The organism is Pedobacter hiemivivus (assembly GCF_004331685.1).
Taxonomy (GTDB): Bacteria; Bacteroidota; Bacteroidia; order Sphingobacteriales; family Sphingobacteriaceae; genus Pedobacter; species Pedobacter hiemivivus.
The window spans coordinates 24806-47989 of the sequence record NZ_SJSM01000021.1; the positions used below are offsets into that span (position 1 = coordinate 24806).

At 40.0% G+C, this 23184-nt stretch carries 23 protein-coding genes; 18 read left to right on the top strand and 5 right to left on the bottom strand.

What is annotated here, in order from left to right; genetic code table 11:
* Positions 1–246 precede the first annotated feature (246 nt).
* Positions 247–693, bottom strand: a complete 447-nt coding sequence (locus EZ444_RS21865) for a hypothetical protein (RefSeq protein ID WP_131611345.1) — start codon at positions 691–693, stop codon at positions 247–249.
* A 717-nt stretch (positions 694–1410) separates the two neighbouring features.
* Here EZ444_RS21865 and EZ444_RS27300 point away from each other — a divergent pair.
* From EZ444_RS27300 to EZ444_RS21875, 3 genes are all read left to right on the top strand, one after another.
* Positions 1411–1587 carry a hypothetical protein gene (locus EZ444_RS27300; protein ID WP_165503690.1) on the top strand — a complete coding sequence of 59 codons (177 nt, stop codon included), beginning with the start codon at positions 1411–1413 and terminating at the stop codon, positions 1585–1587.
* Positions 1580–2212 carry a hypothetical protein gene (locus EZ444_RS21870; protein ID WP_131611347.1) on the top strand — a complete coding sequence of 211 codons (633 nt, stop codon included), beginning with the start codon at positions 1580–1582 and terminating at the stop codon, positions 2210–2212. Before EZ444_RS27300 ends, EZ444_RS21870 begins: the two co-directional genes overlap by 8 nt.
* 76 nt (positions 2213–2288) lie before the next feature.
* Complete coding sequence (locus EZ444_RS21875; protein WP_131611349.1) at positions 2289–3074, top strand: carboxylesterase family protein; 786 nt, start codon at positions 2289–2291, stop codon at positions 3072–3074.
* An 11-nt stretch (positions 3075–3085) separates the two neighbouring features.
* On the opposite strand, the gene EZ444_RS21880 is transcribed toward EZ444_RS21875, so the two are convergent.
* Entirely contained in the window at positions 3086–3811 is a 726-nt protein-coding gene (locus EZ444_RS21880; RefSeq protein WP_131611351.1) for a YebC/PmpR family DNA-binding transcriptional regulator, read from the bottom strand.
* A gap of 226 nt (positions 3812–4037) precedes the next feature.
* Positions 4038–4982, bottom strand: coding sequence for an NAD-dependent epimerase/dehydratase family protein (locus tag EZ444_RS21885; RefSeq protein ID WP_131611353.1), 945 nt, complete (start codon positions 4980–4982; stop codon positions 4038–4040).
* A gap of 263 nt (positions 4983–5245) precedes the next feature.
* Between EZ444_RS21885 and EZ444_RS21890 the strand changes: the two genes are divergently transcribed.
* From EZ444_RS21890 to EZ444_RS21960, 15 genes are all read left to right on the top strand, one after another.
* Complete coding sequence (locus tag EZ444_RS21890; RefSeq protein WP_131611355.1) at positions 5246–5917, top strand: gluconate 2-dehydrogenase subunit 3 family protein; 672 nt, start codon at positions 5246–5248, stop codon at positions 5915–5917.
* A gap of 21 nt (positions 5918–5938) precedes the next feature.
* On the top strand, positions 5939–7642 hold the full coding sequence (locus EZ444_RS21895; protein ID WP_131611357.1) for a GMC oxidoreductase: 1704 nt from the start codon (positions 5939–5941) through the stop codon (positions 7640–7642).
* Positions 7642–8802: a Gfo/Idh/MocA family protein gene (locus EZ444_RS21900; protein WP_131611359.1), complete on the top strand. Its 1161-nt coding sequence runs from the start codon at positions 7642–7644 to the stop codon at positions 8800–8802. Before EZ444_RS21895 ends, EZ444_RS21900 begins: the two co-directional genes overlap by 1 nt.
* Positions 8803–8808: 6 nt before the next feature.
* A complete protein-coding gene (locus EZ444_RS21905) occupies positions 8809–9867 on the top strand; it encodes a sugar phosphate isomerase/epimerase family protein (RefSeq protein ID WP_131611361.1) in 1059 nt (352 codons plus the stop codon).
* A gap of 9 nt (positions 9868–9876) precedes the next feature.
* On the top strand, positions 9877–10287 hold the full coding sequence (locus EZ444_RS21910) for a c-type cytochrome (RefSeq protein WP_131611362.1): 411 nt from the start codon (positions 9877–9879) through the stop codon (positions 10285–10287).
* Positions 10288–10328: 41 nt separating this feature from the next.
* Positions 10329–11786, top strand: a complete 1458-nt coding sequence (locus EZ444_RS21915) for a Gfo/Idh/MocA family protein (RefSeq protein WP_131611364.1) — start codon at positions 10329–10331, stop codon at positions 11784–11786.
* A gap of 49 nt (positions 11787–11835) precedes the next feature.
* On the top strand, positions 11836–12531 hold the full coding sequence (locus EZ444_RS21920) for a 3-keto-disaccharide hydrolase (protein ID WP_131611366.1): 696 nt from the start codon (positions 11836–11838) through the stop codon (positions 12529–12531).
* 30 nt (positions 12532–12561) lie between these two features.
* Positions 12562–13788 carry a nucleoside permease gene (locus tag EZ444_RS21925; protein ID WP_131611368.1) on the top strand — a complete coding sequence of 409 codons (1227 nt, stop codon included), beginning with the start codon at positions 12562–12564 and terminating at the stop codon, positions 13786–13788.
* A gap of 14 nt (positions 13789–13802) precedes the next feature.
* Positions 13803–14684 (top strand): hydroxypyruvate isomerase family protein, encoded by an 882-nt coding sequence (locus EZ444_RS21930; RefSeq protein WP_131611370.1) that lies wholly within the window; start codon positions 13803–13805, stop codon positions 14682–14684.
* A gap of 10 nt (positions 14685–14694) precedes the next feature.
* Entirely contained in the window at positions 14695–15573 is an 879-nt protein-coding gene (locus EZ444_RS21935; protein ID WP_131611372.1) for a sugar phosphate isomerase/epimerase family protein, read from the top strand.
* Between the two features lie 151 nt (positions 15574–15724).
* Positions 15725–16717, top strand: a complete 993-nt coding sequence (locus EZ444_RS21940) for an aspartate-semialdehyde dehydrogenase (protein ID WP_131611374.1) — start codon at positions 15725–15727, stop codon at positions 16715–16717.
* 79 nt (positions 16718–16796) lie between these two features.
* The gene (gene dacB, locus EZ444_RS21945; protein WP_131611376.1) at positions 16797–18209 is read left to right on the top strand and encodes a D-alanyl-D-alanine carboxypeptidase/D-alanyl-D-alanine endopeptidase; all 1413 of its coding nucleotides are present in this window, start codon (positions 16797–16799) and stop codon (positions 18207–18209) included.
* A gap of 50 nt (positions 18210–18259) precedes the next feature.
* Positions 18260–20224, top strand: a complete 1965-nt coding sequence (locus tag EZ444_RS21950; RefSeq protein ID WP_131611378.1) for a beta-N-acetylhexosaminidase — start codon at positions 18260–18262, stop codon at positions 20222–20224.
* 16 nt (positions 20225–20240) lie between these two features.
* Entirely contained in the window at positions 20241–21050 is an 810-nt protein-coding gene (locus EZ444_RS21955) for a tRNA pseudouridine synthase A (protein WP_131611381.1), read from the top strand.
* Between the two features lie 89 nt (positions 21051–21139).
* Complete coding sequence (locus EZ444_RS21960) at positions 21140–21598, top strand: DoxX family protein (protein ID WP_131611383.1); 459 nt, start codon at positions 21140–21142, stop codon at positions 21596–21598.
* A 19-nt stretch (positions 21599–21617) separates the two neighbouring features.
* Here the strand turns inward: EZ444_RS21960 and EZ444_RS21965 are convergent, their stop codons facing one another.
* Positions 21618–22127 carry a shikimate kinase gene (locus EZ444_RS21965; protein ID WP_131611385.1) on the bottom strand — a complete coding sequence of 170 codons (510 nt, stop codon included), beginning with the start codon at positions 22125–22127 and terminating at the stop codon, positions 21618–21620.
* The gene (locus tag EZ444_RS21970) at positions 22128–23183 is read right to left on the bottom strand and encodes an ABC transporter permease (protein WP_131611387.1); all 1056 of its coding nucleotides are present in this window, start codon (positions 23181–23183) and stop codon (positions 22128–22130) included. It abuts the gene before it with no gap.
* Between the last annotated feature and the right edge of the window lies 1 nt (position 23184).

Below are 23184 nucleotides of genomic sequence, written 5' to 3' on the forward strand. Positions count from 1 at the left end.
ATCAGTATAGAAACATCTGTCAGGCATTACTATGAATAGGGAGTAACTAGGGGATGAGTAGGGAATGAGTAGCTGGTTGCTGTACCTTTGATTTAGGGTTGGGTTAGGGTTGCTATACCCTAGGGGTAAAGCAAGGGTATAGCAACGGTAAAGGAAGGGTAACGCAGGGGTAAAGCAACCAGCTACTCATTCCCTACTCATCCCCTTCTCATTAGCTAGTCATAGTAATCCTTGACAAAGTTCATCTTACACTCTTCCTAAAATTTGTCCTAAGCTCGGCTTGTTTACAAATTCACTGTTTGCAATAGCCTTATCCCGTATCTTGTGAGCCGCTATTACAGCATCCTCTTCACAGGGAGCCATCAGGTAAATGCAAATTTTGTCTCCTTCAAAAAAATAATGTTCCTTGATTGCCAATTCAGATCGTTGCAAATCATTAGCTAGTGAAATCACATATACATCAGAATTTCTCTCTAGCTGGATAAAATAGCAGTCTCTGGTGATATCGGTGTAAAAACCGGGATTAAGGCGGCATTCCAAAATCTGAGCATCACTAAATGTTCTAAACCTGTTGAAATAGGCTTTAGCAGCAAATGCATCATCAAAAACTACATGGACAGGGATGTTCGTTTCTGCATTTGGCTCCAGGATAAAATAAAGACATCCGTTGTTTTCGTCGTGGTTGAGTTCCATATTATTGTTGATTAAACAGTTAATAATAGAAGTCCCGGACGGGATTTTAGCAGGAGGCCATGAGATCTGTTTTAACCAACGATAGGCTTAAAAACGAAGATGCAACTATAGCGAACTCTAAATACCGCCCTGCATGGCTTCTCACGGCCTTGGACACGGATTTACAATAGAGCCCATAACGCTATAGTGCACCTTCAAAAGTACAATAATATTTGTTATGGGCATTAATCTATTGTCCCTGTCCTGTACTTGTGAGAATTCTGCAGGTGAGACTCTTTGAATTAATACCTCATTTAAGAAGTAATTGATATGTTGTTTATATTTCTTTAGTTCATTGGCGTGATATTTTGGTTTATATACTGGGTTATAACCTCAATTCAAAGATTACTAGAAAACTTTAAATAAAAAAAATTATCCAAAAAATTAACTGCAGATTTAATTATGTAAAATATTGCAATAAACTACAATATTTCGACAACCATTTAAGACAAATGCCATGAATCAAAAAACAAGAACCATTTCTAACTTTTTATGCTAAACTTTTTCCTCTTCTTCCTGAAATTCTTTTAGAAATGAACAAAAGAGTTCTTGAAATATACGAGCTTTAAGTAACCAGGTTAAAAGATACTATAAATTATGGATAAGGTAATTTGGTTAACAGTGTGGTTGTTATGAGTAATATTTAGTATTTTTGTATCAACAGCTTTAATTATTATTATGAGCGATAAAGACATTAAAAGACTTATTGATCTGGCTAAAGACGGGCTAAAGAAAGAAACCACCAAAGAGGAGGCGTTGCAATCTTTAGTACGTGCGGGTATTTTGGATAAAAATGGAAAGTATACTAAACATTATCCAAATCTGGCCAGATTAGCTGAGGAACATAATGTATAATGAAAGACCGAACTTTATTCTAGGTTTTCATGGATGCGACGAATCTGTCTGTCATTCTCTATTAAATAGTCCCAGTAAAATTAAAACCAGCAAAGAAGTCTTCGATTGGTTAGGGCATGGTATGTATTTCTGGGAAAATAATTATGACAGGGCTTTAATGTGGGCGAAAGACAAGAAGAAAAGAGGCACATTAAAAGATCCAGCTGTAATAGGAGCTGTGATTCAACCAGGACATTGTTGTGATTTTACCGATACAAAATATATTGAAGTAATAAAAGCTTATTACAAATTATTGGCTGACAAACATGATAAAGCAGGTGTACCTTTACCTGTTAATAAAGATGTAAAACACGATATTCATAAGGATCAGTTAAAACGGGAATTGGACTGTACTACCATCGAATTTATGCATAATGAAATTCTGACTCAATATAATTTCGATATCAAATCAAAAGGTTATAGTGAATTTCAACTATTTGATTCCGTAAAAGGAGTGTTTACTGAGGGTGGGCCTGCATTTCCTGGTGCTGGTATATATAATAAAAGTCACATTCAAATTTGTATTAGAAACTCAAACTGTATAAAAGGCTTTTTTCTCCCACGCACTAAAGCAACATGGCCATAAGTTGTAATCCTCAGTTTTATTGATCGTTAACAGAATAAAATTTCTTTTATACTGTATAAATCAATAATTTAGTTAAATGAACAAGCTCCAATTGACCTTCTCGATAATCCTACTCTCTGCCGGCTTAAACAGTAAAGCGCAAGATTTAGCAAAATACGAGAAAGGTACTTTTATAAAAGGAAAGGACAGTATTGGCTACAGAGTGTTATTTCCGGAAAATTTTGAACGCACAAAAAAGTATCCTATCCTATTTGTGTTACATGGAAGTGGAGAAAGAGGTAATGACAACCAGAATCAATTAACACACGGGGGGAGCTTATTCTTAAAGGAAGAGGTAAGAAAACAGTTTCCTGCGATTATTGTATTCCCACAATGCAGCTCTGATAGCTTTTGGTCCAATGTTGATTTTAAACAAGATGCTGCAGGTAATAGAGAATTCTTATTTCAGGAAGCGGGCCAACCTAGTAAAGCTATGCAGGCATTATTAGGATTGATAGATAATTTCGTTAATAAACCTTATGTAAATAAAAATCAAGTCTATGCGGGAGGATTATCAATGGGTGGTATGGGTACATACGAATTGCTGAGACGCAAACCTCAATTATTTGCTGCAGCATTTACGATCTGTGGTGGTGACAATGTGGCTAATGTCCAAAAGTATAAAAATACACCACTGTGGATTTTCCACGGAGAACAAGACCATACGGTTCCAGTTGTATTATCGACAAGAATAGCCGACCGATTAAGAGAGTTAGGAAGCCCGATGAAGTTAACGCTATACCCTTATGTGGACCACAACAGCTGGGACTCTGCTTTTGCAGAGCCCGAATTATTGCCGTGGTTATTTTCTAAGCGTAAATAGTTTTAGTAAAACTATTCTGCCATATTGTGATAAACGGCCTGAACATCATCGTCCTCTTCCAGTTTATCAATTAATTTAAACACATCAGCTGCTTGCTCTTCAGTTACAGCAGTATGTGATAAAGCGATGCGTTCCAGTTTAGCACTTTTCATTTCTACACCAAGATCTTCTAATGCTTTTTGCATTTTTCCGAAGTCCTCAAATGCAGTTTGTACTACTGCAATATCATTTCCTTCTTCATCAGCCTCTAAGTACAAATCTTCCAAACCAGCATCGATCAATTCAAACTCTAATTCTTCCAAATCTCTTTCTCCCGGTAAAAACCTGAAGATAGATTTGCGATTAAATATGAAATCCAATGATCCTGTTTTACCCAAAGTACCACCAGTTTTATTGAAGTAACTACGTACGTTAGCTACAGTTCTATTGGTATTGTCTGTTGCAGTTTCAATAAGTACAGCTACGCCATGCTGTCCATAACCTTCGTATACATACTCTTCGTATCCATTCTCATCCTTATTAGAAGCACGTTTAATTGCCGCGTCTACTCTATCTTTAGGCATATTTACTGCCTTAGAATTCTGGATTGCAGTACGTAAACGCGAGTTGGTATCAGGGCTCGGACCTCCGTCCTTTACTGCCATTACAATCTCTTTACCTATCCTGGTAAACTGCACGGCCATTTTGGCCCAACGCTTAAATTTTCTTTCTTTTCTAAATTCAAATGCTCTTCCCATTTTCTTGTTTTAGTTTATTTTGGTCGTCACCATTGCTTTTTCCGCACCTTATCTTTACCTGCCCGTCATCCTGAATTTATTTCAGGATCCCTCACCTGCAAAGCTATCTTTCTCTTGCGAGATCCTGAAATAAATTCAGGATGACGAACTGCCTATTCAGAACAACTGCCTATTCAGGACAATTGCCGCTCAGGTAAGACGAGATGTGTCCTGTGCGGGACGAATTTTATTTCTTTAAATTCTTTAACATATCCGTTGTCAGCTTTGCTAAATCAAATTCTGGTTTCCAGCCCCAATCTTTAGCCGCATAACTATCATCTATAGATCGTGGCCAGCTATTTGCAATTTGCTGACGTGGATCATTATCGGTGTAAGTTAAGGTAAATTCTGGAATATGCTTTCTGATTTCAGCAGCAAGGATCTCAGGTGTAAAGCTTACGCCTGTAAAATTATAACTAGAACGGATAGAGATTTTACTCGCCTCTGCGTCCATTAACTCAATCGTTCCCCTTATCGCATCATCCATATACATCATTGGCAACTCTGTTGCTGCATTTAAAAAAGAAGCATAGGTACCTTTCATCAATGCATCATGGAATATGTGAATCGCGTAATCAGTTGTACCTCCACCTGGGGCAGCTTTCCAGCTAATCAGTCCAGGGTAACGGATACTCCGTACATCCAATCCATACTTATTAAAGTAGTATTCGCACCAGCGCTCACCGGCAAGTTTACTTACTCCATATACAGTATTTGGATCCATCACACAAAACTGCGGAGTAAGATCTTTAGGCGAATTTGGTCCAAATACCGCAATAGAGCTAGGCCAGTAAACCTTTGCTGTTTTATAAGTAATGGCCAGGTCTAGAATATTTAATAGACCGTTCATGTTTAAGTCCCAGGCTAGCTTTGGATTTTGCTCGCCTGTGGCCGACAATAACGCAGCCAGCAGGTATACCTGTGTTGGCTTATATTTTTGAAAGATGTTGTTTAAGGTATCCTTTTCAAGTACGTTTACAAACTCAAAAGGTCCTGAATTTTTGATGTCGTAATCAGGTCTGCGGATATCACAGGCAATTACATTATCTTCACTATAGGTTTTACGTAGGGCAGTAACTAGTTCAGTGCCGATCTGGCCATTAGAACCTAATACTAATATTTTTTCACTCATAAATAATTTATGGATTTTGGCAAAGGTAAATAAATGAACAAACCTATTCAAAAATGTTCGTAGCAACCAAAATTTATAGTTGATTATTTACAAGGTATTGCTGGGTTATTTTTAGATCCCTCCATACAACTAATTGTTAAAAAGTTGATTTAGTAACAAAAACATTATATATTTACTTTATGGTGTATTTATGACACTAACTATTTTATTTTGCTTAATATTACAAAACAAAACGCAGTTTAAACACACAATAACAACCAAATATGAACAGAAGAGAAGCAGTGAGAAACGTTGCCTTTTTAATGGGGGGCGCGTTATCGGCAACTACAATTGGCGTATTTCTGGAAGGTTGCAATTCACCAACCACTAAGGCAAAAGGCAGTTTATTTACAGAAGATCAGCAGAAACTGATTACTGAAGTCGCAGACATTATCATTCCTACAACGAGTTCTCCGGGCGCAAAAGCGGCGGGTGTTGGACCATTCATTACGATGATGATAAAGGATTGCTACCCAGATGAGGCACAACAAGCTTTTGTTAAAGGTTTAGAAGATCTTGAAAAGCAAGCGAAGGATGAGTATAAAAAATCCTTTCTGGAATTAACAGTAGCCCAACGTCAGGAATTGCTAGGTAAACTTAGGGATGCGACCGTTGCCGCTACCAAAGTAGAGAAGGAAAAGCTTGAAGAGCTGGACAAACAAAAAACAGATCCTGAAAAAGCAAAATCTCAAACGGAAAACACCGGCACGATTTCTATCCTTCCTAAGGATAAACCTAAAATGGAACCACGTTTCTTCTCCATCATCAGAGACCTTACCCTACTGGGTTATTTCACATCAGAAGTTGGAGCCACACAGGCCTATGCATTTGTTGAAATTCCGGGCCGCTACGATGGTTGCGTAGATTTAAAACCTGGTCAGAAAGTTTGGTCGTAAACCTTTTTATATAATTAAATAATGAGCAATTTAAATGTTAAAGCAACTGCACAAAACACTTATGATGCAATTGTTGTAGGATCTGGAATTAGTGGCGGCTGGGCAGCAAAAGAATTAACTGAAAAAGGTTTAAAAGTTTTATTGCTGGAAAGAGGCAGGAACATTGAACATATAAAAGACTATACCACGGCCATGAAAAAGCCTTGGGAATTTGAGCATAGAGGTAAATTGACCGAAGCACAAAAAGAAACCCATCCAGTACAAAAAAGAGATTATCCATATACAGAATTTAATGAGAGCTTCTGGGTAAATGACGAAGAATGTCCTTATACTGAGGTTAAGCGTTTTGATTGGTACCGCGGCTTCCATGTTGGTGGTAAATCATTAATGTGGGGTAGACAAAGCTACCGTTTCAGTGATTTGAATTTTGAGGATAACTTAAAGGATGGACATGGCGTAGATTGGCCTATCCGATATAAAGACATTGCTCCTTGGTACGATTATGTAGAGAAATTTGCAGGTATCAGTGGAAAGGCTGAAAACTGGCCAGCATTGCCAGACGGACAGTTCCTCCCTCCAATGGAAATGAATTGCGTGGAAAAGGAAGTTAAGAAACGTATTGAAGCCAAATGGAACAAATCAAGGATCATGACCATTGGTCGCACAGCCAACTTAACGGTCGAGCATGGTGGACGTGGTAAATGTCAGTACCGTAACCTTTGCAGCAGAGGATGTCCTTTTGGTGCTTATTTTAGCACGCAATCGTCTACCCTACCAGCAGCAGTAGCCACTGGGAACTTAACATTACGTCCGTTCTCATTGGTAAACTCTATCATTTATGATAAAGAAACCCAAAAAGCAAAAGGCGTAGTGGTTATCGATTCGGAAACAATGGAGACTACAGAATACTTCGCAAAAATTGTATTCGTAAATGGATCAACATTGGGTACAACTTTCGTTTTATTAAACTCAACTTCTGATGAGCATCCTAACGGTTTAGGTAATGGCAGTGGACAACTTGGACATAATTTAATGGATCACCATTTCCGTGCAGGTGCAAATGGCAGAATAGAAGGCTTTGAAGATAAATACACCTACGGAAAAAGGGCCAATGGGATTTACATTCCGAGGTACCAGAACATGGGTGGTGATAAACGTGATTATTTAAGAGGTTTTGGTTACCAAGGTGGCGGAAGTCGTGGCAACTGGCATGCCGATGTTGCTGAATTGGCGTTTGGTGGTGATTTTAAAGATCAAATGACCGTTCCTGGTTCTTGGAATATGGGCTTAGGCGGATTCGGTGAATCACTTCCTTATTTTGAGAACAAAGTATTTATCGATAAAAGCAAGAAAGACAAATGGGGACAACCTGTTTTGGCTATTGACTGCGAGTTTAAAGATAATGAACGCAAAATGCGTGTTGACATGATGAATGATGCAGCAGAAATGCTGGAGGCATCTGGCGCTAAAGACATTACCACGTTTGACAATGGTTCTGCTCCAGGTATGGCTATTCATGAAATGGGAACAGCACGTATGGGCCACGATCCTAAAACATCGGTTTTGAACAAATGGAACCAGATGCACGAAGTAAAAAATGTTTTTGTAACCGATGGATCATGCATGGGCTCGGCCGCATGTCAGAACCCGTCATTAACTTATATGGCATTAACGGCCAGAGCGTGTGACTTTGCTGTTAGTGAATTAAAAAAAGGTAACCTTTAATGGAAAATAGAAAAATTAGAATGGGCATGATTGGTGGCGGTAAAGATGCTTTCATCGGCGCCGTTCATCGTATAGCTGCAAATATCGACGGGCAGGTTGAATTCTGCTGTGGTGCATTGAGTATAAACCCTGAAGTAGCCATGGAATCGGGTAAAATCCTGTTCCTTCCTGAGGACAGGACTTACTTAAATTATGAAGAAATGATTACGCAGGAGAGCAAATTACCTGCGGATAAACGTATCGATTTTGTAACAATTGTAACGCCTAACTTCGCGCACTTTGCGCCTGCAATGATGGCGCTTGATCATGGCTTTAATGTGGTGATTGAAAAACCAATCGCTTTATCGCTGGATGAGGCTAAACAATTGCAACAAAAGGTTAAGGAAACAGGATTGATTTTATGCTTAACGCATACTTACTCAGGCTATCCAATGGTAAAGCAAGCCAGACATATGGTTGCTGAAGGCCAATTGGGTGCCATCAGAAAGATCATGGTCGAGTATCCTCAAGGATGGTTGAGTACACTTACTGAGCGTGAGGGCAATGCTGGTGCCGCATGGCGTACTGACCCTGCCAAAAGTGGAAAAAGTGGTTGTATGGGTGATATAGGCACTCATGCTGCACAGTTGGCTGAGTACATTTCTGGATTGAAAATTACTAAACTTTGTGCCGACCTTAACATTGTGGTACCGGGCAGAGGCTTAGATGATGATGGGAATGTGCTGCTTAAATTTGACAATGGAGCAAATGGGGTTTTGGTAGCTTCGCAAATTGCTGCTGGTGAAGAAAACGCCTTAAAAATTAAGATGTACGGAGAAAAAGGTGGTCTGGAATGGCACCAAATGGAACCGAACACTTTAATCGTTAAATGGTTAGATCAGCCTGCACAAATATACCGTGCTGGACAGGCTTATTTATCTGATGCTGCAAAACACAATACCCGTGTACCGGGTGGTCACCCAGAAGGTTACCTTGAAGCTTTTGCAAACATTTACAGAAACTTTGTACTGACTTTGAGAACAAAACTAGAGGGTGGAACGCCGACAGCAGCAATGCTCGACTTCCCGAATGTAGAAGATGGTATCAGAGGAATGGCTTTTATTGAAAACACAGTGGCCTCGAGCCAATCGGATCAGAAATGGTTTGATTTTAAAATATAACAGACAATGACAACGATTAAAGGACCAGGAGTTTTTTTAGCCCAGTTTATTGGAGACGAAGCCCCATTCAATTCTTTGGATGCCATTTGCGAATGGGCAGCAGGCCTTGGATTTAAAGGAATCCAAATGCCTACGCTCGATGCACGTTTCATAGACTTACAGAAAGCAGCAGAAAGTAAAACTTATGCCGATGAATTGAAAGGAAAAGTTCAGTCGTACGGATTAGAGATTACTGAATTATCAACGCATTTACAGGGTCAGCTGGTAGCAGTAAATCCTGCTTATGACCTTGCTTTTGATGCTTTTGCACCTGATGCGTATAAAAACAATCCAAAAGCCAGAACGGAGTGGGCTGTACAACAAATGAAGTATGCCGCAAAAGCCTCGCAAAATCTAGGCTTAAATGCACATGCGACTTTTAGTGGTTCCTTATTATGGCACATGTTCCACCCATGGCCACAGCGCCCTGAAGGTTTGGTAGATGCAGGTTTTACGGAACTGGCAAAAAGATGGATGCCTATTCTTAATGAATTTGACAATTGTGGTGTAGATGTTTGTTATGAAATACACCCGGGAGAAGATTTGTTTGATGGCATCACTTACGAGATGTTCCTTGAAAAGGTAAACAACCATCCTCGCGCCTGTCTGCTATATGATCCTTCACATTTTGTATTGCAACAACTGGATTATATCCAATACATCGACTTTTACCATGAGCGCATTAAAGCGTTCCATGTTAAAGACTCGGAGTTTAATCCTACAGGTAAACAAGGTACTTTTGGTGGCTATCAAAGTTGGGCAAACCGTGCTGGCAGGTACCGTTCTCCTGGAGATGGGCAGGTAGATTTTAAAACCATTTTCAGTAAACTGGCACAATACGATTATACGGGTTGGGCGGTAATGGAATGGGAATGCTGCATAAAAGACGCTCAGGTTGGCGCCAAAGAAGGTGCTGAGTTTATTAAAAAGAATATTATTAAAGTAACAGACAGGGCTTTTGATGATTTTGCATCTTCCGGTGGAAATGATGATTTCAACAATAAGATTTTAGGTCTGAATCAATAACACAATAAAATGAAAAAAACACTATTAGTACTGGGCTGCTTTGTATTGGCAATGGCCTCATGTTCAAGTCCAGAAGAACGCGCTTCGTCTACAAGCACTACTACCACAACTGAAACTTCAGCAACAACTACAGAAACTCCAGCTGCTACTGCTCCTGCTGTTAAGGGCGAAGGAGAAAAGTTAATTGCAAAATCTGACTGTATTGGTTGCCACAATAAAGTACAAAAGGTGATCGGGCCTGCGTATGTAGATATTGCGGCTAAATATCCTTTAAATGATGAGAATGTAAACCACCTTGCGGATAAGATCATTGCAGGAGGTAAAGGTGTATGGGGAGAGATTCCTATGACGCCACACGCTGCTTTAAGTAAAGATGATGCGAAACAGATGGTTAGCTACATTTTATCGCTAAAAAAATAAGATCACATCAAAGAACCACACACCACTAGAACCACACGAAAATGGACCACACAAAAAAAGATCAGGAATCTTCATCCAGGCGGAACTTTCTAAAAACCACAGCTATTGCTGCATCGGCATTTATGATCGTACCGCGCCACGTTTTGGGTGGAAGAGGTTTTTTAGCGCCTAGCGATAGGCTTATTATTGCCAGCATAGGTGCTGGGGGCAAAGGTAAATCGGATATTGCCAGCTTCTACAAAAGCGGTAAGGCTGACATTGGATTCCTTTGCGATGTACACGATAGCAGAGCCGCAGAAAGTGTAAAAGCTTTCCCTAAGGCAAAGTATTACCGGGACTACCGTGAAATGCTGGATAAGGAAGCTAAAAACTTTGATGCGGTTTCTATCTCTACGCCTGATCATAGTCATGCTATACAAGCCATCGCCGCCATGCAGTTAGGTAAACACGTGTACGTTCAGAAACCTTTAACCCATGATATTTATGAAGCACGTGCTTTAACTGCTGCTGCTGAAAAGTATAAGGTGGTTACGCAAATGGGTAATCAGGGCGCCTCTAATGATGGTCCAAGGTTAATGAGGGAATGGTATGATGCAGGTTTAATTGGCGATGTCCATACCATTTATGCATGGACGGACAGACCGGTATGGCCGCAGGGTATTCCGTGGTCGGCAAACAAAGCACCAATACCTGCTGATCTTGATTGGGATTTGTGGTTAGGTACGGCTCCTTATAAAGATTATGTAGATAAACTTGTTCCATTTAACTGGCGCGGCTGGTGGGATTATGGAACTGGAGCATTGGGAGATATGGGCTGCCATTTATTAGAAGCTCCTTTCAGCGTTTTAAATTTAAAATATGCGACTGAAGTTCAGGCTAGCGTTGGTTCTGTATATGTAGATGAGTTTAAAAGGGGTTATTTCCCTGATAGCTGTCCACCATCAAGTCATGTAACCTTAAAATTCCCTAAAACTAATAAAACAAAAGGGGACGTTACTGTACATTGGATGGACGGTGGGATACAACCTGAAAGACCTGAAGAATTGGGTGCAAACGATACATTTGGCGACGGTGGAAACGGCACCTTGTTTGTTGGTACAAAAGGCAAAATGATGGCTAGTACTTATGGTGCAAATCCACGATTACTTCCTTTAAGCAGAAATGAGAATATCAAAGTAGCACAAAAATTTGCACGCGTTCCAGATGGTGCTAATGGCCATTACGGACAATGGGTTGATGCTTGTATTGCGGGTTATGGGAAAAAAGAACTAAGTTCTCCATTCTCTATTGCAGGACCACTTACTGAATCGTTGTTAATGGCGAATTTGGCCATCAGGGGTACTGATATCCAACGCAAAAATGCAGAAGGAAAGATTAAGTATCCGGGCAGAAACATCAAATTACTTTGGGACAATGCCAACATGAAGATCACCAATTTTGATGACGTGAATCAATTTGTAAAACGCGAATACCGTAAAGGATGGTCACTTGGTGTTTAACCAGAATTAAAGAACAAAGATTAAGGAACAAGGATAAAAGACAAAGAACATGAAAAAATATATCTTATCAGCCATTGTGTTAACCGCACTATTTGGTGGAAGCGCTGCTCAAGCTCAATCGGGCAAAAAAGGTTTTACTAAACTATTTGATGGTAAAACAACAAAAGGCTGGCATACATATGGTAAAACTACTGCCGGTGCTAAATGGAAAATTGAAGAGGGCGCCTTGCATTTTGACCCAAAGGGCGATAGTAATGGTGGTGGAGATTTAGTAACCGACAATGAGTACAGCAACTTTCATTTAAAAATAGACTGGAAAATAGCGCCTAAAGGCAACAGTGGAATCATTTACTATGTAAAAGAAGACCCTGCAAAATATCATCAAACTTACAGTACTGGTTTAGAAATGCAGGTACTTGATAATGATGGCCATAAGGATGGCAAAATCCCTAAGCACCGTTCTGCAGATTTGTATGATTTGATTAAAAGCAGTTCTGAGCCGGTAAAACCTCTTGGCGAATGGAATACAGCTGAAATCATTTGCAAAGATGGCAAATTAGAGCATTACCTAAATGGTGTAAAAGTAGTATCGACTACACTTTGGGATGACAACTGGAAATCACTTGTTGCCGGAAGTAAATTTGGAAGCTGGGCGGATTGGGGAACCTATAAGTCTGGAAAAATAGCGCTTCAAGATCATGGAGATGAAGTTTGGTACCGCAACATCATGATCAAACAGCTATAATACATCAAAAAAAGAATTAAATAACCAAACATGAACTTAAATAACCGCATCAAATTATCGACCATGATGTTCCTGGAGTTTTTTATCTGGGGTGCATGGTTTGTAACACTTGGTACTTTTCTTGGGCACAATCTTAGTGCCACAGGTGGTCAATCAGCCGCCGTTTTTTCAACCCAATCCTGGGGTGCAATTATCGCTCCTTTCATTATTGGGTTAATTGCAGACAGATATTTTAATGCTGAGAAAATCCTGGGCATATTACATTTAGTTGGCGCCGTTTTAATGTACCAGATGTATAATGCTACTGACATGACCGCATTTTATCCATATGTACTGGCTTACATGATTTTGTTTATGCCAACGCTAGCGCTAGTCAATTCTGTGTCTTTTAACCAAATGAAAGATCCTGAAAAAGAATTTTCTACGATTAGAGTTTGGGGAACTATAGGCTGGATCGCTGCCGGATTGTTGATCAGCTATGTATTTCATTGGGATACTGACCAGGGCGTAAAAGATGGTTTACTAAAAAACACCTTTATGATGGGCGCAGTTGTGTCTCTGATCTTAGGTCTATTTAGTTTCACCTTACCTAAAACTCCGCCTAAAGTCGCATCAGGAGAAAAAGTAAAAATATCTGAAATACTTGGTCTTGATGCTTTGAAGCTATTAAAGGATAAAAACTTTGCAATATTCTTTATCTCTTCTATACTTATCTGTATTCCACTAGCGTTTTATTATCAGAATGCACATTCGTTTCTTTCTAATGTAGGCCTTGAAAATCCTACAGGTAAAATGACTATCGGACAGGTATCAGAGGTATTGTTCTTATTATTATTGCCTGTATTCTTCAGCAAATTTGGCTTTAAAAAGACCATTTTAGTGGGTATGCTAGCATGGGGTGTACGTTATGCCCTATTTGCTTATGGAAATGCGAGCGATTTAAGCTTTATGCTGATCATTGGTATTGCACTACATGGTATTTGCTACGATTTCTTCTTCGTATCTGGACAGATTTATACCAATGCTGCTGCTGGTGAAAAATATAAAAGTTCTGCGCAAGGCTTAATTACCCTTGCAACTTATGGCGTTGGTATGCTTATCGGCTTTGAAGTTGCCGGCCTAATCACCGACACTTACAAAACTAGCGAGGGAGCCTTCGATTGGAAAATGATCTGGATCATTCCTTCGGGCATTGCATTTGTAGTATTCCTATTGTTTACACTCTTTTTTACTGATAAAAAGAAGGTTGAAGCTTAATTATTAAATAACCAATGAGTGAAAATTTAAGCAGAAGAACTGCATTGAAAAATATTGTTGCCGGAACTGCCGCTTTAGGTGTTTCGGCGGCTATACCCGCTTTTGCTCTGGAACAGACTAAATCCACCATGCTAAAAGGAAATATAAACCACTCGGTATGCCGCTGGTGCTTTGGAAAAATGGAGTTGGATGATTTGTGCATTGAGGCAAAGAAAATTGGTATTAAGGCCATTGATCTGGTAGGTCCTAAAGATTGGCCTACACTAAAAAAACATGGGTTATACTCCTCTATGTGTAATGGTGCAGAGATCAATCTAGTGGATGGCTGGAATGATCCACAATTTCATGCTACGCTGATTAAAAACTATTCGGAAATGATTCCTAAAGTTGCTGAGGCTGGCTACACACAACTGATCTGCTTTAGTGGCAACAGACGTGGTAAAGACGATGAAACCGGGCTTAAAAACTGTGTTGAGGGCTTGAAACAGGTATTACCACTTGCCGAAAAGCATGGTGTGGTATTAGTTATGGAGCTATTGAACAGCAAAATAAACCATAAGGATTATCAATGTGACCATACGGCCTGGGGTGCAGAATTGGCGAAGAGGTTGGGATCTGAGAACTTCAAATTGCTATATGACATTTATCATATGCAGATTGATGAGGGTGATGTGATCCGTAATATCCAGACTTTTCATCCATACATTTCTCATTATCATACTGCGGGTGTACCGGGCAGAAATGAGATTGATGATACACAGGAATTATTTTATCCTGCGATTATGAAAGCAATCCTTGCAACTGGATTTAAAGGCTATGTGGCACAGGAATTTATTCCAAAGTACGCAGACAAAATAAAATCATTAAGAGATGCCGTAAATATTTGCGACGTTTAAATTCATAAATATGAACTCAAGAAGAAGTTTTCTAAAACAAACAGGACTTGCCGCGGCAGGGGCACTTTTATTACCATCTTTTGCCTTTGTTGGAGGATCGAAAAGAAAAGTTGGCATACAGTTGTATTCATTAAGGAAAGAACTTCCTACTGATGTAAAAGGCGTAATAGAAAAAATTGCAAAAGCAGGATACAAAGAGGTAGAGACTTATGGTTTTTCACCAACTGGTGGCTACTGGGGTCTGGACGCTAAGTCATTTAAAAGCTTACTTACCGCGAACGGCTTAACTACCCCGAGTGGGCATTTTGGTCTTGATGATTTCATCAAAAGCGGCAACAAGGATTTGTTAAAACCATATATAGAAGGAGCGGTAGCGGTTAACAATAAATATTTTACCATCGCTTACTTAGGGGAGCCACTCAGAACGTCGCTTGAAGATTACAAAAAGATCGCAGGCCGTTTAAATGAAGCAGCTGAACTGGTGAAACAATCGGGTTTAAAATTGGCCTACCATAACCATGATTTTGAATTTAAAAAGTATGAAGGCGGAACTACAGGCTATGACATTTTGTTGAATGAAACAGATAAAAACCTGATTAGATTTGAAATGGATTTGTATTGGGTAGTACGCTCAGGAAATGATCCAGTTGCGATGTTCAACAAAAACCCAGGTCGTTTCCCGATGTGGCATGTAAAGGATATGGATAAGGCTAACCACGGTATAAATACTGAGGTTGGTTCGGGTACCATAGATTTCAAGAACATATATAAACATGCCAAGCAAGCTGGTCTTGAGCACTTAATTGTAGAGCAAGAGAACTTTTCGAAGGATCCTTTTGTAAGCATTAAGCAAAGCTTCGATTATGTAAACCGTGAACTGATTAAGTAAGAGATATTCTTAACAAAATATTGGGGAGTGGTTGTCAAAAGCCACTCCCCTTTTTTATGATTGAAAAAATGCCCATATTTGGAAACTTATTATTTCACCATAAATACAATTGATTAAATAATTAAAAACAAGTAAAACAACAAATTAAAAGATGAAAATTGCAGTAGTTGGAGCCACCGGTCTGGTAGGCACCGTAATGTTAAAAGTATTAGAAGAGCGTAACTTCCCGTTAACCGAATTGATCCCTGTAGCCTCTGAGAAGAGTGTTGGTAAGGAAATCACATTTAAGGGTAAGAAGTACGCTGTTGTAAACATGGAGACTGCGATTTCGATGAGACCTGATATTGCGTTGTTTTCTGCAGGTGGCAGCACTTCATTAGCTGAAGCCCCTCGTTTTGCTGCAGTAGGTACTACAGTAATCGACAATTCATCTGCATGGCGCATGGATCCGTCGAAAAAGCTGGTTGTACCTGAAGTAAATGCAACTGAATTATCAGCTGATGATAAGATCATTGCAAATCCGAACTGTTCAACTATCCAAATGGTAGTGGCTTTAAAACCACTTCATGATAAATATAAGATCAAACGTGTAGTTGTATCAACTTATCAGTCTGTAACCGGAACTGGTGTAAAAGCTGTTGAACAATTGATGAACGAGCGTAAAGGAATAACTGATGGCCCTATGGCTTATGCTTATCCTATCGATTTAAACGTAATCCCTCAGATTGATGTTTTCCAGGATAATGGATACACCAAAGAAGAGATGAAAATGATTTTGGAAACCCAAAAGATTATGGGCGACAACAGCATTAAAGTTACAGCTACAACAGTACGTATTCCGGTAATGGGCGGTCACTCTGAGTCGGTAAACGTTGAGTTTGAGAACGACTTTGATGTAACTGAAGTGAAAAACCTATTGGCGAATACTGAAGGTATCATTTTAGTTGACGATCCGGCAAACCTTAAATATCCTATGCCTAAAGATGCGCATGAGAAAGATGAGGTATTTGTAGGAAGAATCAGACGTGATGAATCATTGCCAAACACATTGAATATGTGGATTGTAGCGGACAACCTACGTAAAGGTGCTGCAACAAACGCGGTTCAGATTGCTGAATACCTTGTAAAGAACCAACTGGTATAATTTTATAAATTATAAACGTTAGAGTGATGTATGAATAGCTTTTACCAGTTATACATACATCACTTTTTTTTTAAAGCATATGTCTAAAAGATCAAGATTACCTTTTTTAGTACTACTCTTCATCTGTAGTATCTCTTTTGCACAAAGCCCGATACAGAAGCTGGAGAAAGCATACAATGCTTTTCAGTCAGACCCACAGACTAAATATGCCAGCACTTCACTTTGTGTTTTGGATGCCAATACCGGCAAACCACTGTTTACACATAACGAACAGGTAGGTCTGGCCACTGCCTCTACCTTAAAAGTCATCACTGCTGCCACGGCATTTAGCGTACTTGGAAAAGATTTTCAATTTCAAACAACTTTGGCTTACACCGGAAACATTACTACTGAGGGCGTTTTAAAAGGGGATTTAATCATTATTGGAAGTGGCGACCCTACTTTGGGTTCTGATCGATACCAAAACAAAGAAAACGCGGTACTCAAAGAATGGATTGCAGCGATCAAAAAAGCGGGCATAAAAAAGATTGAAGGAGCTATTATTGGTGATGACCGTATATTTGGTACACAAACTACTCCCGAAGGTTGGACATGGCAGGATATGGGAAATTATTATGGTGCCGGTACATCTGGATTATCATGGCGCGAGAACCAGTTTGACCTCCATTTAAAACCAGGAGCGAAAGTAGATGAACCGGCTAAGCTATTAAAAACAGTCCCGGAAGTCCCTTACTTAAAAATTATTAATGAACTTAAAACTGGTGCTCAGGGCAGCGGAGATCAAGCCTATGTTTTTTTACCACCATATGCGCCTACCGCTTATATAAGAGGTACATGGGGCTTGGGCATTGGCAAATCAAACATTTCGGCGGCGCTCCCCGACCCCGCATTTGATTGTGCTTACCGGTTACAAGACACGTTAAAGCTATTGGGTATCACGGCTACGCAACCGGCTACCACAACCCGTATCATGGCTTTAAACGAGCGAACCGTCCCAAAGATTACGCAAAAAATCAACACCATAACTTCGCCTACACTGTCAGAAATGACTTATTGGTTTTTAAAGAAGAGCATCAATTTATATGGGGAGACCTTCCTGAAGGCTGTTGCCATAAAGTCTGGCAAGGATGCTACAACTGATGACGGAGCAACCGCAGAAATTAACTTTTGGGCTGATAAAGGCATTGATAAAAATGCTCTAAATATTATTGACGGAAGTGGTCTATCTCCGGCAAACCGTGTTACAACAATGGCCATAGCTAATGTTTTGTTTCAAGCACAGAAAGAAGCCTGGTTTGGCGACTATTATCAAGCCTTCCCAGAATATAATAACATGAAAATAAAGAGTGGCACCATAAATAATGTATCTGCTTTTGCAGGTTACCATACTAGTGCTGCCGGCAATAAGTATATCATCGTTATTAATATCAACAATTATTCAGGTTCAGGCATCAACAAGAAACTATTTACCGTATTGGATGCGTTAAAGTAATTGGTAAATTGCGTCCGTTTCCAGAATTTATAATCCGCTAAAATTCATTAATGAAAAATATCTTCTCCCTTTTGTGCTTTTTCTTACTCAGTTATTCAGCTATCGCGCAAACTTCTGTTGCACAAAATACCATGTCTTTAGCAATACCAGATCCCGTTAATTTACCTCAGGATATCGCCATTATACCAGAACCAGTAACTGTTGTGAAGCATGAAGGCCACTTTACTTTGCCTGCCAATGTAACGATACAATGTCCTGCCGTACCAGAAACACATCAGCTCCTTGTTTTTTTACAGGAGAGATTATCCGTACCTACGGGCAGCTATGTATCAACAGTAAGCAACAAATCGGGAATAGCAAACATCAAACTGTCTCTAAATGATAAAGCAGATCCGATACTTGGAACTGAAGGATATCAGCTATCAGTAACACCAAAACACATCAGCATAAAGGCAAATCATGCTGCTGGCTTATTTTATGGCGTGCAAAGTTTGCTTCAGTTGTTCCCTGCTGCTATTGAAAGTAAAGAACTTGTAGAAGGAATTGAATGGAAAGCGCCATGCGTTGAGGTTACAGATTACCCCCGCTTAGGTTGGAGAGGTTTAATGTTTGATGTTGCCCGTCATTATTTCACAAAGGATGAGATCAAACAATACATCAATGCGATGGTGCGCTATAAATACAACATTCTTCATTTACACCTTACGGATGATGAAGGCTGGAGAATAGAAATAAAAGGCTTACCAAAGTTAACCGAGGTAGGTGCATGGAGTGTACGAAAAGTAGGTGAGTTTGGGAATTTCATCCCTCCTACTGCTGATGAGCCCCGCAATTATGGTGGTTTTTATACACAGGAAGATATTAAGGAACTGGTACAATATGCAAAGGAGAGGTTTGTAAATATCCTGCCCGAAATTGATGTACCTGGCCACAGTTTGGCTGCAATCGCATCTTATCCGGAGCTATCTTGCACACCGGGTGCAGAAAACTACAAAGTACGTTCTGGGGAACGCATTATGGACTGGTCTAGAGGTGCCCCTCCAACTGCTTTGGTTGACAATACGCTTTGTCCCGCCAATGAAAAAGTATATACGTTTCTGGATACGGTCATTACGCAGGTAGCTGCACTTTTCCCTTTTGAATACATCCACATGGGTGGCGATGAGGCTCCTTTCAATTTCTGGGAGAAAAACGATGCCATCAAAGCGTTAATGCAAAAAGAAGGATTAAAAGATATGCACCAGGTACAAGGCTATTTTGAAAAGCGAGTACAGAAAATAGTAGAATCGAAGGGTAAGAAGTTTATGGGTTGGGATGAAATATTGAACGGCGATATGTCGCCCAGCGCTGCTGTCATGGCTTGGCGTGGAATGAAATATGGCATTGAGGCGGCCAAAAAACAACATGAAGTAGTCATGAGCCCTAGCACTTATGCTTACCTGGATTATATGCAGGCCGATGCGATAACGGAACCAAGAGTATATGCTTCGCTCCGTTTAAGCAAATCCTACGAATTTGAACCTGTTCCGACAGGTGTCGATCCGAAATACATCAAAGGGGGCCAAGCCAATTTATGGGCAGAGCAGGTATACAACATCCGCCAGGCTGAGTATATGACCTGGCCAAGGGGAATGGCGATTGCAGAATCGGTTTGGTCACCGGCAGCCAAGAAAAACTGGCCAAACTTTTTTGGCAGAGTAGAGCAGCATTTTAAGCGATTAGACATGGCGGAGACTAAGTATGCGCCAAGTGTGTATGATCCTATTTTTAAAGTAAGCAGATCAGCTGATAGACAGCTACAGATAGAATTGGGTACAGAGGCCCCAGGATTAGATATTTATTACAGTTTTGACAACTCCTTCCCTGACCGTTTTTATCCGAAGTATACGGAGAAATTAACACCTCCGAAGGATGCAACCATGCTGAAGGTAATTACATACAAAGGCAAAACGCCTATAGGTAGGATGATGAACATGCCAATTGAAGAACTAAATAAACGCGCAGGAAAAAAATAACATTAAAAGAAAGAGATTGAGATATTTTGTTCACATAGGCTATAACGGATTAAAGTACAATGGCTGGCAAAAACAGCCGGGCGTAATGAATGTACAAGGCGTTATAGAGCAAGCGCTTAGCCAGGTATTAAAGACACCCATATTTATTAATGGCTGTGGCCGTACCGATGCACGGGTACATGCTAGTCAGTTTTTCTTTCATATGGATGTAGAGCAACCCTGGGATTTCGACCTGATGTTCAGGATGAATAAGGTATTGCCAGGCAACATTGCTATTTTTGACATTATCCCTATGGATGGTTTGCAACATGCCCGTTTTGATGCCGTACAACGATCGTACGACTATTTCATACATACTTATAAGAATCCTTTTTTAAACGGCCTGAGTTCGTTTTATTTACTGGACAAACTAGATTTCGACAAGATGCAGCAGGCTGCAGCCATATTGCCAAATTATAAAGACTATAGAGCCTTTTGCACCAGTCCGGATAAATACGAACACACCTTATGCTATGTCAAATCGGCTAGTTTATCAGTCGACGAAAATGGTGACCACCTTCGTTTCCAGATTTCTTCCAATCGTTTTCTGAGTAAAATGATCAGGATCATTATGGGACAATTGTTAAAAATTGGCAAAGGAGTATTGAGTGTAGAGGAGTTTGAAAGTTATCTAATCAATAATAAAACGCCTGACTTAATCACGCCTGCACACCCCGAGGGGCTTTATTTATCTAAAGTTACTTATCCTTATTTGAATCTGCCACCGAGGCAACAGTTCTCATCTGTGCTACAAATGCAGGCCGACCTCTGCTGGAAACAGGTATAAACCATTTATTGTTAATATTTTACTATTGTTTCTCGGCCTAGATTTTGCTAACTTTAATTGAGGACTTCATTAAAAAGAAGGCATTCTGTATGACAGTTATTCAAAAAATTGAGCACTGGGGCGATGTCCATCATGCCAAATGGCTGGATGTTATCCGAATTGTATTAGGCCTGCTCATCTTTAGTAAAGGTATTGCGATAGTCAGCAATACGGCTGCACTTCAAGACATGATTTTGCAAAATGACACTTATGGTTTCTCGGGCTTCATGTCGAGCTTTGGATTACATATTGTTGGTTTTGTGCATCTTGTAGGTGGTCTTTTTATTACCCTTGGACTGCTCACCCGCTTTTCGGCGGTAATTCAGATTCCAATATTACTATGTGCAGTGTTCTTTGTCAACCTGTCTCGCGGATTTTCAGCCCTTAACAATGAGTTATGGTTATCCATCATTGTATTGCTGTTACTGGTATTGTTTTGGATTGTGGGCTCAGGACCATTCTCTGTAGATCAGGCCATGAAGAAAAAACCTGACATTTTCAGAAAATAGCATATAGCAGGAATACGATCTATTGCCTGCTCAATATCATTGCCCTCATCGCATCTGCGGTGAGGCTAATTCCATTTACCGTTACGAGGGCGCGTTTGTAAAATACATCCCGCTCAAGGAGTTTACTTTCGATAAATTCGATCATTTGTGCTTCATTAAGATCCCTTAACAAGGGTCTTTTTTCCTTACCGCCTTCCAGTCGTTTGGCCAATGCGGCAGCAGACATTTCAATGTATACAGATAGACCATTTGCATTCATCCATTCCATGTTATCAAAAAAACATGGTGCGCCGCCGCCGGTTGCCACAACGGCATTTGCAGGATAATCAAAGTTCTTTAATGTTTCGCTTTCCAGCTTTCTAAAAGCGGCTTCACCATGCGTTGAAAAATAGGCAGCTATAGTTGTATCCAGACTTTTCTCAATCTGATGATCAAGGTCAATAAATTCGTATCCCAATTTTACGGCTAGCTTTTTTCCCATTGTGCTTTTACCGCAGCCCATAAAACCTATTAAAAAAATCTTCATCATTTACGCCAATTTTACCCTTGGATCTACAAAGGCATATAATACATCTACCAAAATATTAATTATTACGAATACGAATGCTATAAAAAGAATGGAGCCCATTACGACTGGGAAATCAGACATTTCCAGCGCATTTACCGTTGCTCGGCCCAGGCCATTGTACCCAAATATATATTCTACAAAGAAAGATCCTGCCAATAAAGAGGCAAACCAGCCCGATATCGCCGTAATCACAGGGTTTAGTGCATTTTTTAAAGCATGCTTATAAATAATCACATTACGACTTAGCCCTTTTGCGCGCGCAGTACGGATATAATCCTGTGCCAGTACATCAAGCATCGCGCTTCGGGTTAACTGGACAATAATGGACAATGGTCTCAATCCTAAAGTAACCATGGGCAACCATAGATTTTTCCAGGTCATGATTTCCCCTTTAAAAGGATCGTAGCTATATAAACTACCCGACATATTGAGTCCGGTATAATCACTCAGTACAAAGCCAAACAGCCAGGCGATGATGATCCCGGCAAAAAAAGAGGGTGCCGAAATACCTAGAATAGCGAAGGAGTTGGCCGCTTTATCTATCCAGGTATCTTTATGAACTGCCGAAAGCACGCCTAGAAATACCCCAATCAGCGTTGCAAATATCATGGCCGTAAGGGCCAATATAAAGGTATTGGGTACAGTTTCGGACAATATCGTGGTTACATCACGTTTGGTTTGATAAGAGCGCCGCAGGTAAGGCCATTTAATTGCCAATACCTCGTCGCCAAATGAAATCAATTTTACGTAATGATATTTCTCTTTGCTTTCTGCTGTATTTTCGTGGATACCGAGCGGTGAAAGATCATTCAGGTAAAGAAAGAACTGTGCTGGTTTAGACTTATCCAGCCCAAATTCCTTACGCACTGCCTCGATAGAAGATACATCAGCCCGCTGTCCCATAGTCATCCTTGCCGGATCACCTGGTAATATATTAAACAAAATAAACACCACTACAATAACGCCCGCCATTACGGCAAATCCATATAAGATTTTTTTGACGGCGTATTGAAACATA